This window comes from Rhizobacter sp. AJA081-3 (assembly GCF_017795745.1).
Classification (GTDB): Bacteria; Pseudomonadota; Gammaproteobacteria; order Burkholderiales; family Burkholderiaceae_C; genus Piscinibacter.
In genome coordinates, this window is the sequence record NZ_CP059067.1 from 4,586,682 (window position 1) to 4,601,474 (window position 14,793).

The 14,793-nt window shown below is 69.5% G+C and carries 13 protein-coding genes; 6 read left to right on the top strand and 7 right to left on the bottom strand.

All coding sequences use genetic code 11. The features are described from left to right. Positions 1-31 precede the first annotated feature (31 nt). Genes thiL through HZ992_RS21830 form a run of 3 tightly spaced genes read right to left on the bottom strand, consistent with a single transcriptional unit; the run spans position 32 to position 3,779 of the window. Complete coding sequence (thiL, locus tag HZ992_RS21820; RefSeq protein ID WP_209383892.1) at positions 32-991, bottom strand: thiamine-phosphate kinase; 960 nt, start codon at positions 989-991, stop codon at positions 32-34. Positions 992-1,014: 23 nt separating this feature from the next. Further along, the gene (locus HZ992_RS21825; protein ID WP_209383893.1) at positions 1,015-1,680 is read right to left on the bottom strand and encodes a response regulator transcription factor; all 666 of its coding nucleotides are present in this window, start codon (positions 1,678-1,680) and stop codon (positions 1,015-1,017) included. After that, positions 1,680-3,779 carry a sensor histidine kinase gene (locus tag HZ992_RS21830; RefSeq protein ID WP_209383894.1) on the bottom strand — a complete coding sequence of 700 codons (2,100 nt, stop codon included), beginning with the start codon at positions 3,777-3,779 and terminating at the stop codon, positions 1,680-1,682. The genes HZ992_RS21825 and HZ992_RS21830 overlap by 1 nt, the downstream gene beginning before the upstream one ends. 174 nt (positions 3,780-3,953) lie before the next feature. Between HZ992_RS21830 and HZ992_RS21835 the strand changes: the two genes are divergently transcribed. The 4 genes from HZ992_RS21835 (at position 3,954) to HZ992_RS21850 (ending at position 7,553) form a co-directional block, all read left to right on the top strand. Continuing rightward, on the top strand, positions 3,954-6,272 hold the full coding sequence (locus HZ992_RS21835; protein ID WP_209383895.1) for an NADP-dependent malic enzyme: 2,319 nt from the start codon (positions 3,954-3,956) through the stop codon (positions 6,270-6,272). Between the two features lie 343 nt (positions 6,273-6,615). Further along, entirely contained in the window at positions 6,616-6,945 is a 330-nt protein-coding gene (locus tag HZ992_RS21840) for a guanyl-specific ribonuclease (RefSeq protein WP_209387266.1), read from the top strand. 42 nt (positions 6,946-6,987) lie between these two features. Beyond that, complete coding sequence (locus HZ992_RS21845) at positions 6,988-7,383, top strand: barstar family protein (RefSeq protein WP_209383896.1); 396 nt, start codon at positions 6,988-6,990, stop codon at positions 7,381-7,383. Beyond that, the gene (locus HZ992_RS21850; protein WP_209383897.1) at positions 7,362-7,553 is read left to right on the top strand and encodes a hypothetical protein; all 192 of its coding nucleotides are present in this window, start codon (positions 7,362-7,364) and stop codon (positions 7,551-7,553) included. The genes HZ992_RS21845 and HZ992_RS21850 overlap by 22 nt, the downstream gene beginning before the upstream one ends. A gap of 47 nt (positions 7,554-7,600) precedes the next feature. Here the strand turns inward: HZ992_RS21850 and rsmA are convergent, their stop codons facing one another. Genes rsmA through HZ992_RS21865 form a run of 3 tightly spaced genes read right to left on the bottom strand, consistent with a single transcriptional unit; the run spans position 7,601 to position 12,021 of the window. Beyond that, positions 7,601-8,368: a 16S rRNA (adenine(1518)-N(6)/adenine(1519)-N(6))-dimethyltransferase RsmA gene (rsmA, locus tag HZ992_RS21855; RefSeq protein WP_209383898.1), complete on the bottom strand. Its 768-nt coding sequence runs from the start codon at positions 8,366-8,368 to the stop codon at positions 7,601-7,603. 4 nt (positions 8,369-8,372) lie between these two features. Beyond that, positions 8,373-9,695 (bottom strand): peptidylprolyl isomerase, encoded by a 1,323-nt coding sequence (locus HZ992_RS21860; RefSeq protein WP_209383899.1) that lies wholly within the window; start codon positions 9,693-9,695, stop codon positions 8,373-8,375. Then, positions 9,688-12,021 carry an LPS-assembly protein LptD gene (locus HZ992_RS21865; protein WP_245213163.1) on the bottom strand — a complete coding sequence of 778 codons (2,334 nt, stop codon included), beginning with the start codon at positions 12,019-12,021 and terminating at the stop codon, positions 9,688-9,690. The genes HZ992_RS21860 and HZ992_RS21865 overlap by 8 nt, the downstream gene beginning before the upstream one ends. A gap of 180 nt (positions 12,022-12,201) precedes the next feature. Here HZ992_RS21865 and HZ992_RS21870 point away from each other — a divergent pair, with 180 nt between their 5' ends. Beyond that, positions 12,202-13,266, top strand: coding sequence for an aminoglycoside phosphotransferase family protein (locus tag HZ992_RS21870; protein ID WP_245213171.1), 1,065 nt, complete (start codon positions 12,202-12,204; stop codon positions 13,264-13,266). Here HZ992_RS21870 and HZ992_RS21875 read toward each other — a convergent pair. Further along, positions 13,260-14,228 carry a LysR family transcriptional regulator gene (locus HZ992_RS21875; protein ID WP_209383901.1) on the bottom strand — a complete coding sequence of 323 codons (969 nt, stop codon included), beginning with the start codon at positions 14,226-14,228 and terminating at the stop codon, positions 13,260-13,262. The two genes, HZ992_RS21870 and HZ992_RS21875, sit on opposite strands and share 7 nt — an antisense overlap. Positions 14,229-14,432: 204 nt before the next feature. On the opposite strand from HZ992_RS21875, the gene HZ992_RS21880 reads away from it, so the two are divergent. Beyond that, positions 14,433-14,750: a DUF4148 domain-containing protein gene (locus HZ992_RS21880; protein WP_209383902.1), complete on the top strand. Its 318-nt coding sequence runs from the start codon at positions 14,433-14,435 to the stop codon at positions 14,748-14,750. Positions 14,751-14,793: the final 43 nt, after the last annotated feature.

Here is a 14,793-nt window from a genome sequence, read left to right on the forward strand (position 1 = left end):
TTCACCGGCGGCGGGGTCGGCGGGAGGGCGTTCACGAGCGGAAATGGTCGAAGGAGCCGAAGGTGTGCGGCACCGGTCGACCGGCGGCATCGACCAGCCGCAGCGCCGCACCGGCCTCGATGCGGCCGATGCGCGTGGCGGCCACGCCAGCGAGGCGCGCCGCAGCCTGCACCGCATCGGCCGAGGCGGGTGCGGCGGTGAAGATCAGCTCGTAGTCGTCGCCGCCGGCCAGCGTGCACTCGCGTTGCCAGGCCAGGCTCTGCACGGCCAGCACGACGCTGCGCGGCACGGCATCGACGTCCACGATCGCACCCACGCCGGAGCGGCGCAGCACATGGCCGAGGTCGCCGAGCAGCCCGTCGGACACGTCGATCGCGCTCGTGGCGATTCCACGCAGCGCCAGGCCGAGCGCCACCCGCGGCTGCGGCTGCTCCATCGCGGCGCGCACCGACTCGAAGGCCGCCGCGTCCAGCGCGAGCTGGCCGCGGAACACTTCGAGCGCCAGGCGCGCATCGCCGACCGTGCCGCTGACGTAGAGGTCGTCGCCCGCGCGGGCCCCCGAACGCAGCAGCGCCTGCCCGGGCGGCACCTCGCCCATCGCGGTGATGCAGATGTTCAGCGGGCCCTGCGTGGTGTCGCCGCCGACCAGCTCGATGCCCTGCGCCTCGGCCAGCGCGAACAGGCCACGCGCAAATCCCTCGAGAAACACCTCGTCGGCACGCGGCAGCGCCAGCGCCAGCGTGAATCCCAGCGGCTGCGCGCCGCAGGCGGCCAGGTCGCTGAGGTTAACGGCCAGCGCCTTGTGGCCGAGCCGCTCCGGCGCCACCGTGGACAGGAAATGGCGGCCCTCCACCAGCATGTCGCTGGACACCGCGATCTGCATGCCGGCCAAGGGCGCGAGCAGCGCGCAGTCGTCGCCGATGCCCAGCGTCGCGCGCCGCACCTCGCGGGTGAAGTACTTGCCGATCAGGTCGAATTCGCCGAGGGACATGCCGCGATTGTCGCCGCGCGGCGTCACGCCTCCGGGCCGACCTCGCGCAGGAGATTCGCGAGCTCGACGGCGGAGCGCACGTCCATCTTCTCGAACACCCGTGCGCGGTGAACCTCCACCGTGCGCACGCTGATGTCCAGCGCGTCGGCGATCAGCTTGTTCGGCCGGCCCTCGATGACCAGCCGCATCACGTCGCGCTCGCGCTCGGTGAGCTCGGCCAGCCGCTTCTTCACCGACTCGCGGCCGAGCCGGGCGCGGATCGCCGCCTCGCTGCGCTGGAGCGCCTGTTCGATGCGGTCGACCAGCGCGTTGTCGGAGAACGGCTTCTCGACGAAGTCGAAGGCGCCGCGCTTGACGGCAGCCACCGCGGTGGGCACGTCGCCATGGCCGGTGAGGAAGATCACCGGCAGCGCGCCGAGCACGCCGCGATCGGCCAGCCGCTCGAACAGCGACAGGCCGCTCATGCCGGGCATGCGCACGTCCAGCAGCAGGCAACTCGGCGCGCCGGGCCAGTCGGCCAGCGCCTGCGGCGACTTGCCGGCGAGCATGGCCTCGAAGGCCTCGGCACTGGCAAACCCTTCGGAGAGCAGCCGGCGCGAGCGCAGCAGCCATCCCAGGGCGTCGCGCACCACGTCTTCGTCGTCGACCAGATAGACGATGGGCAGGCCGAGGGCAGCGGCGGAGTTCATCAGGGCAGTTCGGCAGCGGAGTCCGGAGTCTCGGCCACGGGCGCCGCCGCAGCGGCACGCTCCCTGGCCTCGGCCGGCAGGGTAAACCGAAACTCGGTACCCCGGCCAGTGCCGACGCTGCCGAGGTTGACGAAATCCAGCGCACCGCCGTGCTGCTCGATCACCGTGCGGCACAGGCTCAGGCCCAGGCCCATGCCTTCGCTGCGCGTGGTGAAGAACGGCGTGAACAGCCGATTGGCCACATCGGCTGCGATGCCCGGCCCGCGGTCGACGACGCTGAAGGTGACCCAGCGTTCGTGCGTCTGCCGCGCGCGCAGCGTGAGAACGCGGTCGGCCAGCTCGGTATTCGTCTCCATCGCCTGGATGCCGTTGCGCGTCAGGTTGAGCAGCACCTGCTCGACCATCGTGCGATCGCACACGACGCGCGGCGGCGGGTCGGGCAGATCGAGTTCGATGCGCGTGCCGCTCTTGCGTGCCTGCAGGCGCACCAGAGGCATCACCGCGTCGAACAGCACATCGGCACGCACCGCCTCGCGCGCCTGCTCGCGGCGGCGCACGAAGTCGTGCACGCTCTTGATGACACGGCCGGCGCGCTCGGCCTGCTCGGCAATGCGCTGCGCAGCCTGGCGCAGCATGGCCGGTGCCTCGGGGTCGGCAGGCCCGCCCGACTCGAGCAGGTTCAGCGACCCCGCCGCGTAGCTGGCGATCGCCGCCAGCGGCTGGTTCAGTTCGTGGCTGAGCAGCGAGGCCATCTCGCCCACCGTGGCCAGCCGCGCGGTGGCCTGCAGGCGCTCCTGCTGCTGGCGCGAGAGCTCCTCGACGCGGCGCTGTGCGCTGACATCGAGCACGCTGCTCATCCAGCCGGTGTGGCGGCCCTGGCCATCGACCAGCGGGGCCTCGAAGATCAGCACCGGGAAGCGCTCGCCGTTTCGGCGCATGAAGATGGTCTCGAAGCCGGCGCGCGCTTCCTGCGTCGAGCGCCCGGGAACGGCCGGCGGCCCGCCCAGGCGCACGCTCTGTCGGCGCGCGTAGTCCGCGGCCAGCTCGGGCGGCCAGTAGGGTGGCGTGCTCGGGCCCATCAGCTCGGCCTCGCTGAAGCCGACCATCTCGCAGAACGCTGGGTTGACGTGGGTGATGCGTCCGCTCAGGTCGCGCGCGCGCAGCCCGGTGACGAGCGAGTCTTCCATCGCCTTGCGGAACGACAGCGCCTCGGCCAGGCGCGCTTCCGCGCCGGCACGGCGGCGCACGTCGCGCACCAGCAGGCCCACCACCACGGCGAGCGCCAGCGACAAGCCGAACACCAGTGCCACGGCCAGGTTCGGGATCAGGCTCGGGCTGCCGACGGCACTGTCCACGCGCAGCTGCAGCCCCTGGCCCGGCAGGTCGATGACACGCTCGGCAACGAATACGCCGGCGCCGCGCCGCGCACCGGCGCGCGCCAGGCGCGTGCCGTCGCCCTCGATGAACGAGAACTCATGGCCGCGCGACATTTCCGCGCCGACCGATTCCTCGAGCAGGCGGCCGAGCGCGAGCGTGGCGATCACCACGCCGTCGGGCCGGCCGGCGCGTTGCAAGGGCACGCACAGGTCCATCACCTCCAGGCCCAGGCCATCGCTCAGGGGAACGAAATAACTGCGCGAGAAGGCCGGTGCGGCCAGCCGCAGCGCGCCGGCGCAGGCGAGCTGCGCCTCGAGCTCGATGTCCCCCCGTGCGATGCGGGTGAACACCGGCCCTTGGTAGGGCGAGTCGACCGCGTCGGTGATGTCCATGCGCGGGTCGCGCCGCTCGATGCGCATCAGGTCGCGTCGTGAATGAAGCAGCGTCGCGGCCTCGCTGCGCCAGCGTGCCGCGCCGGGGTCGTTCCATTGCAGGGCCTGCAGGCTCTGCTGATGTCGCGACAGGGCCTGGCGCACATCGGCCGCCGCCGCCGTGGCAGCGGCTTCGACCATGTCCTGCGCGCGCACGCGCTCGTAGTTGGCGGTCAGGAACACGAGCAACGACTGCGCCACCACGAGCAGCGCCACCAATGCGCCCCACAGCACGAGCCGCCGCCCACGCGGGCGCGATGGGGGTGCGTCGATCGACAGGGGTTCGTTCATGGCGCGGCTCAGCCGCGAGTATTCACGCGGATGGGTCAAAGCAGATACGCAGTTTCGCGCATGGGTTCATGCCGAAGCTGCAGCCACACTTCGCCCTGGAACGTCGGGGCCCACTCCTACAATCCGCTTCCCTGCGCCAGCGGGGCGAGCCACCAGACACAGCGAGACAACGACATGTCCAACGCCGACGACAAGCGCGCCGAACTGCGCCGCGCAGCCCTCGAGTACCACGAGTTCCCGACGCCGGGGAAGGTGGCGATCGCGGCCACCAAGCAACTCGTCAACCAGCGCGATCTGGCGCTGGCCTACTCGCCCGGCGTGGCGGCGGCCTGCGAGGAGATCGTCGCCGACCCGGCGAACGCCTTCCGGTACACCTCGCGCGGCAACCTGGTGGCCGTCATCACCAACGGCACCGCGGTGCTGGGCCTGGGCGACATCGGCCCGCTGGCGGCCAAGCCGGTGATGGAAGGCAAGGCGGTGCTGTTCAAGAAGTTCGCCGGAATCGACGTGTTCGACATCGAGGTCGCGGAGAAGAACCTCGACAAGCTGATCGACATGATCGCGGCGCTCGAGCCCACCTTCGGCGGCATCAACCTCGAGGACATCAAGGCGCCGGACTGCTTCTACGTCGAGCGCGCGCTGCGCGCACGCATGAAGATCCCGGTCTTCCACGACGACCAGCACGGCACGGCCATCGTCGTCGGCGCGGCGATGCTCAACGCGCTGAAGGTCTCGGGCAAGGACATCAAGAAGGTCAAGCTGGTCGCATCGGGCGCGGGTGCAGCCGCGCTGGCTTGCCTGGGCCTGCTGCTCAAGCTCGGCCTGCCGCGCGAGAACATCTGGGTGACTGACCTGGCCGGCGTGGTCTACGAAGGCCGCAAGGAGTTGATGGACGAGGACAAGGCGCAGTTCGCGCAGAACACCCCGCACCGCACGCTCGCCCAGGCCATCGTCGGCGCGGACATCTTCCTCGGCCTGTCGGCCGGCGGTGTGCTGAAGAAGGAGATGGTCGCGACGATGGCCGCGAGCCCGTTGATCTTCGCGCTGGCCAACCCGAACCCGGAGATCCTGCCCGAAGACGTGAAGGCGGTGCGCGACGACGCGATCATCGCCACCGGCCGCACCGACTACCCGAACCAGGTCAACAACGTCCTGTGCTTCCCGTACATCTTCCGCGGTGCGCTCGACTGCGGCGCGACGACGATCACCGACGAGATGGAGATCGCCGCGGTGCACGCGATCGCCGAGCTCGCGCAGGCCGAGCAAAGCGAGGTGGTGGCCGCGGCCTATGCCGGCGCCACGCTGAGCTTCGGACCGGAATATCTGATCCCCAAGCCCTTCGATCCGCGGCTGATGATGAAGATCGCGCCGGCGGTGGCGAAAGCGGCCGCCGATTCCGGCGTGGCCTTGCGGCCGGTGAAGGACTTCGACGCCTACCGCGAGAAGCTGCAGACCTTCGTCTACGCCTCCGGGCAGACGATGAAGCCGATCTTCGCGCTGGCCAAGCGCGCCGCGACCAAGCGCGTGGCCTACGCCGAGGGCGAGGAGGAACGCGTGCTGCGCGCCGTGCAGGTGGTGGTCGACGAGGGTCTCGCGCGGCCCACGCTGATCGGCCGGCCGGCGGTGATCGCGCAGCGCATCGAACGCTTCGGCCTTCGCCTGAAGGAGGAGCTCGACTACGACGTGGTCAACGTCGAGAACGACCACCGCTACCGCGATTTCTGGCAGACCTATCACCAGATGACCGAGCGCCGCGGCGTGACGACGCAGGTCGCGAAGATCGAGATGCGCCGGCGCCTGACGCTGATCGGCTCGATGCTGCTGCACAAGGGCGAGGTCGACGGCATGCTCTGCGGCACCTGGGGCACCACGGCCTCGCACCTGTTCTACATCGACCAGGTGATCGGCAAGCGCCATGGTGGCAGCCCGAGCACGCAGCAGGACGTGCGGGTCTACGCCTGCATGAACGGGCTGATGCTGCCGGGTCGCCAGGTGTTTCTCGTCGACACCCATGTGAACGCCGACCCGAGCGCCGAGGAGCTGTCCGAGATCACCGTGATGGCCGCCGAGGAGATGCTGCGGTTCGGCGTGCAGCCCAAGGCCGCGCTGCTCTCGCACTCCAACTTCGGCACCAGCGACCACCCGAGCGCGGCCAAGATGCGCCGCACGCTGGCGCTGCTGCGCGAGCAGGCACCCTGGCTGGAAGTCGACGGCGAGATGCACGGCGACGTGGCGCTCGACGGCGAACTGCGCCACGCCTTGATGCCGCGCAGCACGCTCAAGGGCGACGCCAACCTGCTGGTGCTGCCGAACATCGATGCCGCCAACATCTCCTACAACCTGCTGAAGACCGCGGCCGGCGGCGGCATCGCGATCGGGCCGGTGCTGCTCGGCGCGGCCAAGCCGGTGCATGTGCTGACGCCGTCAGCCACGGTCAGGCGCATCGTGAACATGACGGCTCTGACGGTCGCTGACGCCAACGCGGCACGCTGACACGAATCGGTCATGCAGAGCGATTGAATGCCTCGCCAAGCCCGGCGTATTCCTGGGGGTTTGCTGCGCCGCACACGATGTGGCGCACCCCTGGACTGCGCTGCCTACCGCCTCGGAAGCTCGACTCATCAAAGCGATATCCAACAGTGAGCAGCCACTAGCGTAACCTGCTCTCTGCCCCAATTTGAGGCAGCGGCTTGAGGTTTTGCGCCCGTTTCTGTACCATCACGGTTTCTGGATTCAGGGATTACCCGTGTCTTCCTCCGGTCGGTCGCTGCGGTGGCAGGTGCTTCGCAAGGTGGGGCTCGCCGCCGTGGTGGCCGGAGCGAGTCTGGCAGGTGCAATGCTTCCGAACGAAGCGCTGCAGGCCAGGGAATCGGTCTCGTCCCGGGTGTCGCTCGCCGAGCTGCCACCCGAGGCCGTGAAGACACATCGGTTGATCCTGTCCGGCGGGCCCTTCCCGTATTCGAAGGATGGCTCGGTGTTCGGTAACCGTGAACGGCAGCTTCCCGCACAAACGCGCGGCTTCTATCGCGAATACACCGTCAAGACACCGGGCGCATCCAACCGGGGAGCCCGACGGATCGTCTGCGGCGGGAAGACGCCCACCGCACCGGAAGCCTGTTACTACACCGCCGATCACTATGCGAGCTTCCGCCGCATCGTGGAGTGAGCGGCGCCAGCGGAATCACGTGACACGAGGAGGAACGAGACCATGCTCTTGCAGACCGTCCGTCCAAACATTGTTCAGGCCATACGCGCGTACCGCGTCGAGGATCTGATGGCCGCCGCCGAAGGCGCCGGCCAGCACTTCCTCTATGCGAACCTGACCGCTGCGCAGTCGAAGCAGGAGGTGCTGGAGAGCATCGCCCAGTCGTTCATGTTCCCTGCCCACTTCGGCAAGAACCTGGACGCGCTGTACGACTGCATGACCGACCTGGTGCACAAGTCCGGCTCGCAGCCGGGTTTCGTGGTGGTGCTCGAGCAGTTGCCCGACAACCCCCGCTTCGACCGCGAAGCCCGCGAGCAATTGCTCGACGTCTTCCGCGACGCGGCCGACTACTGGGGGGAACGACGAATACCGTTCAGGTGCTTCTATTCTTTTCAGTAGCCCGCTCCCAGGAACAAGGGTCATGGGAGCGGGCGACGGAAACGACCCAGAGCGTCGCCGAGAAGCCGGCCAAGCCGGCGGCCAAGAGCGCCGCCAACGCCAGCTTCGGCATGAACATGCCGATGATGAGCAGTGCGTTCGACACCGCGATGTGGCTGAACGCGGCTTGAGACCGCCTCGACGCTGAACTTCGACGGCGGCCTGCGGGCCGCCGTTGTCATTGGAGCACCCGGCAGGCGGCGACCAGCGCCAGGTATTCGGCCACCGGCACCTCTTCTGCGCGCCGCTGCAGGTCAAACGGCGCATCGCAGCCACGCGCCTCGAGCCAGCGGCCCAGCGTGTGGCGCAGCAGCTTGCGGCGCTGCGAGAAGGCGACCGTGACGAGTTCGCCGAGCAGCACCGGGTCCACCGCCTGCGTGCCCGGCAACGGCTGCATGCGCACCACGGCCGAATCCACCCGCGGCGGCGGCTCGAACGCCTCGGGCGGTACGTCGAGCAGCGACTCGATGTCGTAGCGCCACTGCAGCATCACGCTCAGGCGCCCGTAGTCCTTGTTGCCGGGGCTGGCGGCCATGCGCTCGACCACCTCCTTCTGCAGCATGAAGGTCTGGTCGACCACGCGCGAGGCCACCGAGAGCAGGTGGAAGAGGATCGGCGTCGAGATGTTGTACGGCAGGTTGCCAACCACGCGCAGCGGCTGGCCGAGCCGATCGGCCAGCGCCGCGAAATCGACCTTCAACACGTCGGACTCGACCACGTCGAGCCGCGTGTTGCGGCGCAACCGCGCCGCCAGGTCGCGGTCGAGCTCGATCACCGTCAGCCGCTCGCAGCGCTCGAGCAGCGGCCCGGTCATCGCGCCAAGGCCGGGGCCGATCTCGACCAGCGCCTGCCCGGGCCGCGGGTCGATCGCCGCGACGATCGCGTCGATCACCCCGGCATCGGCGAGGAAGTGCTGCCCGAAGCGCTTGCGGGCGATGTGGCCCATGGCCTCAGAGCGGCGCTTCGCGCATCTCCACGTAGGCACGTGCGCGCAGTTCGCGCAGCCACTCCGTGTAGGCGTCGTCGAACTTCTGCTCGCGCAGCACGTTGCGCGCCTGTTCGCGCTGCTGCTTGATGTCCAGCGACACGGCCCGGCGGTCGGTCACCTGGATCAGGTGCACGCCGAAACGCGACACCACCGGTTCGGAGATGCCGTTGATCGCCAGCCGGTTCATGGTTTCCTCGAACTCGGGCACGAAGGTGCCGGCCCCGGCCCAGCCGAGGTCGCCACCGAGCGCAGCACTGCCGTCTTCGGAGTTCTCGCGGGCCAGTTGGTCGAAGCTCGCCTTGCCGCCCTCGATCTGCTGCTTGAAGCCGGCCAGACGCTTTTGCGCTGCCTCGGCAGACAGCTGCGCCGACGGGCGCAGCAGGATATGGCGCGCGCGCGTCTGCTGCATGCGGAATGCCTCGCCCTCGCGCTTGTCGACCAGCTTGAGCAGGTGGAAGCCGGCGCCGGTGCGCAGCAGCTCCGGCGCCACCTCGCCGGGCTTGAGCGAGCGCACCGTGGACACGAACACATCGGGCAGGCGCTCGGCGGTGCGCATGCCGATGACCCCGCCGGCGGCGCGGTTGCTGTCTTCGGAGAGTTCACGCGCCACCACCTCGAAGGCTTCGCCCGCCTGCACGCGCTTCTGTGCGGCTTCGGCCCGTTCGCGGCGACGCGCCGTGTCGGCGGCGCTGGCACCTTCGGGCACCGTCACCAGGATCTGCGCGATGTTGTACTCGGCCACGGCGCTGGCGGCTTCACGGCGCTTGTCGAGGTACGCGTCGACGTCGGCGTCGGTGACACGGATGCGCGCCTGCACCTCGCGCTCGCGCACGCGTTCGGTGAGCAACTGGTCGCGCACGTTGGTGCGAAAACGCGCGTAGTCGATGCCTTCCTTGCGCAGCCGCTCGCGCAACTGCGCCATGGTGATCTGGTTCTGCACGGCCACGTTGCCGACCGCGCGGTCGAGGTCGACGTCGTCGACGCGCTGGCCGCTCTCTCGCGCATGGGTGAGCTGCACGCGCTCGTCGATCAGCGCGTCCAGCACGTCGCGGTACAGCTGATCGTCGGGCGGAAGCGTGGCGCGCTGCCGCGCCGCGTCGGCGCGCACGCGGCTGATTCGCGTCTGCACCTCGGAGGCCGTGACGAGCTCCTGGTTGACGATGGCGACGATGTAGTCGCCGTTGCGCAATGGCGCAGCCTTGCCTTGCGCGTGCAGCAGCGGCGCGGCGGCAGACAGCAGGAGGGCCAGCAGCACGGGCCTCAGGACGAACAGGGCATCAGTCATAGGTACTCAGCACGGCAGGCGTGCTGCGCTCATCGCGCAGCAGCCGGTAGCCAGGGATATTGTCCTTCAAGACCTGCAAGGGGTTGGAACCGAGCCGGGACAGGCCGACCAGCTCCAGTTGCAGCAGCAAGCGCGTGGTCGCCTCGCTTCGGCCGGTGGACAGCCGTTCGGCCACCACGCGCCCGATCCAGCAGCCGGCGTCGTACTCGAGGCCGAGCACCGAATCGGTGATGCGGCTGTCGCGCACGCTGTAGTTGATGCGCCCGACGCTGTACCAGCTGCCCTGGCAGGCGCCCCCTGCCGAGCCCTCGGCTGCGGACTCGAGCGGCGTGCGGCCGTACAGCGGCCACTGCCAGCCCAGCTCGACCTGCTCGCTCAGGCCACGTGCCAGGCGATAGGTGGCGCCGAAGGTTCGGTACGGGCCCGGCGAGTAGCGCGCGCCGATGATCGAGCGCACCGTGCGCTTCAAGTCGGGGCTGTACTGGACCGAGCCGTCCAGCGTCCAGCGCTTGTAGAGATTGGTCGAGCCGAGCAGCAGCACGTCGGAGAAACGCTGCGTGAGCGGGGTGCACTCGGGCGCGAGCAGCGGGTCGGCGGAGGGGGTGCACTCCGAGGTGATCTTCTGGTCGCGGAACAGATAGCGCTGCACCACGCCGAGCCGCAGGGCCTCGGCGCCGCTGGCCGGGTCGAGGAATCGGGTCGTCACGCCGGCGGTGAGCTGGTGGGCATCGGAAACGCGATCGACGCCCGAGAACGAGTTCTCGGCGTACAGCGATTCGAAGTTGAAGTCCTTGGGTGCCGCATCGAACGCCAGCCGCGCGTCCTGCGTGCGGTACGGCGTGTTCACGTACATCAACCGAGGCTCCAGCGTCTGCAGCACGTCGCGGCCGAACCAGTTGGCCTCGCGCTCGAGCTGCCACTGGCTGTCGACGCTGAAGGTCGGGATGGCGCGCGACAGGCCACGCCGGCCGCCCAGCGGCTCGTCCAGCGAATAGGCCGCCGCATTGAGCGACAGCCGCGGCGTCAACGTCCAGCCCGGCGCGACGAAAGGCCGCGCGACGCTGCCCAGCGCGTGCCAGCGAACGCCCACCGGCCGTGCCTCGGCGAGCAGGTCGCCGCGGCCGTCGGTCGGCTCGGCAAATCGGTTCAGCTCGGTCTCGAAGGCGAACTCGAACCCCTGGCCCGCACGATGAATACCGCGCAGACCGACCTGCGGCGCGCGGTCGTAGGGCGACTCGATGCGGCTCGCGTCGTCCTGGAGCACCTGCCAGCGCTGCACCCTGGCATAGCTTGTCCAGTCGCCGAAGGGTCGCTTGGCCTGCAGGTCGGTGGCCAGCAGGCGCGGCGTGACGCTGGCAACAGCGCGCGGGAAGTCCTTCCAGTAGGCATCGTCAGAGACGCGCAGGCCGGTGAACTGCATCGTCGCTCCCAGCGGCAGCTCGCTCTCGTGGGCGAGGTTGAGCGCGTAGCGCGACCGGCCGGTGAGGCGGTCGTTGGGCAGCAGGTGCAGGTTGGCCGTGCCCTGATAGCGCGGCTCGAGGTAGCGGAACTCGGTCTCGGCACCGATCCCGCGCTTGGCCGACAGCAGTGGCGTCAGCGTGGCATCGCGGTTCGGCGCGATGTTCCAGTAGTACGGCATCGAGAACTGCAGGCCGCTCTTGCTGTCCAGGTTCACGCTCGGCGGCAGCCAGCCCGACTTGCGCGCGTCGGTCAGCGGGAAGCTCAGCACCGGCGCGCCAAGGATCGGCACGCCATAGAAGCGCAGCACGGCGTGCTCGGCGATGCCTTCGTTGGCCTCGAAGTCCATCTTCACGCGGTCGGTCGTCAGCAGCCAGGCCGGCCCGCCGGAGCCGTCGCTCGGGCAGCTGGTGTAGGTGGCGCCGGTGGCCACCGCGCGCTGCTCGTCGAGGAAGTCGATGCGCCGTGCCGTGCCGCCCGCACCGGTGCGCCCGAAGTAGTAGGTCGGCTCGAGGAAGAAGCCTTCGAAGCGCTGCACGTGCAGCTGCAACTCGGGGCCGCTGTAGACGTTGCCGTCGCGGCTGATGCGCACCTGGCCGCGCGCCAGCGCCAGGTCGTCGGGATGGTCGTAGCTCAGGCGGTCGGCGCGGATCACCAGGCCGCCGCGGCGGAATTCGGCGTCGCCCTCGGCCAGCGTCTCCAGGTCGGGCCGGCCACGCAGTTCGCGCGCGCGCAGGATGATCGGCAGCGCCCGCGTGCCTTCGCCGCGGGGCAGCGGCTGAAGGTCGGTGGCCGTGCGCAACTCGATGGCCTCGGCGGGCGCCGCCCCCTGAGCGCGCACGATGCCGCAGGCTGCGAGCGCCAGCAACAGCGGCGTTCGGCGCAGGGCGCGAGGCAGGGACGAGCGAGTCGAGCGAGGCACGTGCGGCAGTGAGAGCGGAGCACCGTGCGGCTTCGTCGGCGCGCGCATCGGAAGCTGCGCGCGTCCGCGGGACGGCGGGGTGGTTTGTAGAATCGATTATCCACGAGGGCCCTGCCCCGCAACGCCTTGACCCCATCTCCCGACTCCACTGCCATCGCCTGGGCCGACCCGGCACGCCGAACGGCCTTCGAACAGTGGCTGGCCGGCATCGCCGCGCGGCATGCCCTGGCCCCGGCGACACTGCGCAGCGCCTCCAGCGACGCGAGCTTTCGCCGCTACCTGCGCATCGACGCTGCCGACGGCGCCAGCTACATCGTCATGGATGCTCCGCCGCCGCAGGAGGACGTGCGCCCCTTCGTCGCCGTGGCCGCCATGCTGCAGGGTGCCGGCCTGCACGCGCCCGAGGTGCTCGAACAGGACGCCGCGCAGGGCTTTCTGCTGCTCACCGACCTGGGCTCGCGGTTGTACCTCGACGAGCTTCACGCTGCCGTTGCACGCCGTGACACGAAACTCGCCGACTCGCTGATGCGCGACGCCATCGCCGCTCTGGTGCAGTGGCAATCGCGCGCCGATGCGCGCGGCATGGCGCCCTACGACGACGCGCTGCTTCGCCGCGAGCTGGCACTGTTTCCCGACTGGTGCGTGACGCGAGAGTACGGCGTCGAGTGGTCGGCCGAGCAGCAGCGGCAGTGGCAGGCCACGTGCGACCTGCTCGTCGCCAGCGCGCTGGCGCAGCCCACCGTGGCGGTGCACCGCGACTACATGCCGCGCAACCTGATGCTGGCGCAGCCCAACCCGGGCATCCTCGATTTCCAGGACGCAGTGCGCGGCCCGATCAGCTACGACGTCGCCTCGCTGCTTCGCGATGCCTTCATCTCCTGGGACGAAGCCCAGGAGATCGACTGGGCGGTGCGCTACTGGGAGTCCGCGCGGCGGGCGGCGCTGCCGGTGCCCGACGACTTCGGCGAGTTCTGGCGCCAGCTCGAATGGATGGGCCTGCAGCGCCACCTGAAGGTGCTGGGCATCTTCTGCCGGCTCAAGCACCGCGACGGCAAACCGAAGTACAGCCAGGACCTGCCGCGCTTCTTCGCCTACGCGCACAAGGTGGCGACGCGCTACAACGGCCTGGGGCCGCTGGCGCGGCTGCTCGAGCCGCTGATGGGCACCAGCCGCGTCGACGCGTTCTACTGAGCGGGCGTGGCTCGCCGCGTTTCGCAGCCGGCGGCGCTGAGCCAGGGGTCGCGGTCTTCGCCGCCGAACACGCCCACCAGGAAGTCGACGAAGGCACGCGTGCGCGCCGGCACGTGCTTGCGGGTGGGCATCGCCGCGTAGATCGTCGTGTTGAACAGGCGCCACTCGGGCAGCACGCGTTCGAGAGCGTGTTCGAGCAGCGCATCCTCGGCGACGAACGACGGCAGCCCGGCGATGCCCAAGCCATGCAGCGCCGCGGCATAGAGCATGTCGATGTGCGTGGTGGCCAGCAGCGGCCGCCTGGGCGTCAGCGTGACGGATTCGCCGCCGGGCTCGTCGTCTCCGAACGCGCCGCGCATGAACGGCACCTCGCGCATCGCACTGGGCAGCATCGCGTCGTGGTGCTCCAGTTCGCTCGGGTGCTGCGGCCGGCCCCGGCTGTCGAGGTACTGTGGCGATGCGCAGGCGATCACCTCGCTGCGCGCCAGGCGACGCGCGACGAAGTCGCCGTCGAGTGGCCGCCTGGCCACCGACAGGATGGTGACGTCGAAATTCTCGTCGACCGTCTCCACCGGCCCCGGCGCCGAGAGCTCGATCGTCACCTTCGGGTACTGCTCGTGGAACGTGGGCAGATGCTTGGCAAGCTGGTGGACGGCGAAGGCCGGCGGCGACAGCACGCGCAGATGGCCGCGCGGCTCGCTGGTCGCGGCACTGGCCAGCGCCTCCGCCTCCTCCACTTCGGTGAGCACGAGTCGCACGCGTTCCAGGTAGAGCTCGCCGATGTCGGTCAGCGCCAGGCGCCTCGTGGTGCGGTTGATGAGCCGCGCACCCAGGTGATCTTCGAGATCGGCCACCAGGCGCGTGACGACCGCCGGCGAGAGGTTGAGCTCGCGTGCCGCGCCGGCAAAGCTGCCGGCATCGATGACCCGCGAGAACACCCTCATCGAATGCAGCCGGTCCATTTCAACCCCTTGATTGTTTCTAAGTTCGCAATGCCGTGTTCGATGTTATGCCCTTTATTGATTGATCGGCAATGCCTACAGTCCACTTCATCGATGAGCCCAACGCCACGACGCAGTGACTCACCGAGGCTGGACACGACGGCAAACAACAACAAGGCCGCCCTGCCCGGAACCGTCAAACAACCTGTACTGAAGGAATTCATCATGAACAGCAAGCAACTCTTCGCCGCCGCCGCCTTTGCCGTGATCGGCACCTCCGCCTTCGCCGTCGAGGCCGAGCAGATCCCGACGCAATCCGGCCAGCTGACCCGCGCCGAGGTGCAAGCCGAGGTGGTGCGTGCCCGCACCGCCGGCGAACTGACCTTCGCCAGCGACAGCTACGGCGGCTTCAAGGCCGTGACCTGGGCGGCCCGCAAGTCGCCGCTGGACCACGCCGCCAGCCGCAGCCGCGATGAAGTGCGCGAGGAAGCCCGCGCCGCCGGCCGCACGTCGACGTTCAACCAGAACTACGTGGGCGGCTGAGCCAGCCTACCCCTGCGCTTCGCGCGACAAGGCCGCCTTCGGG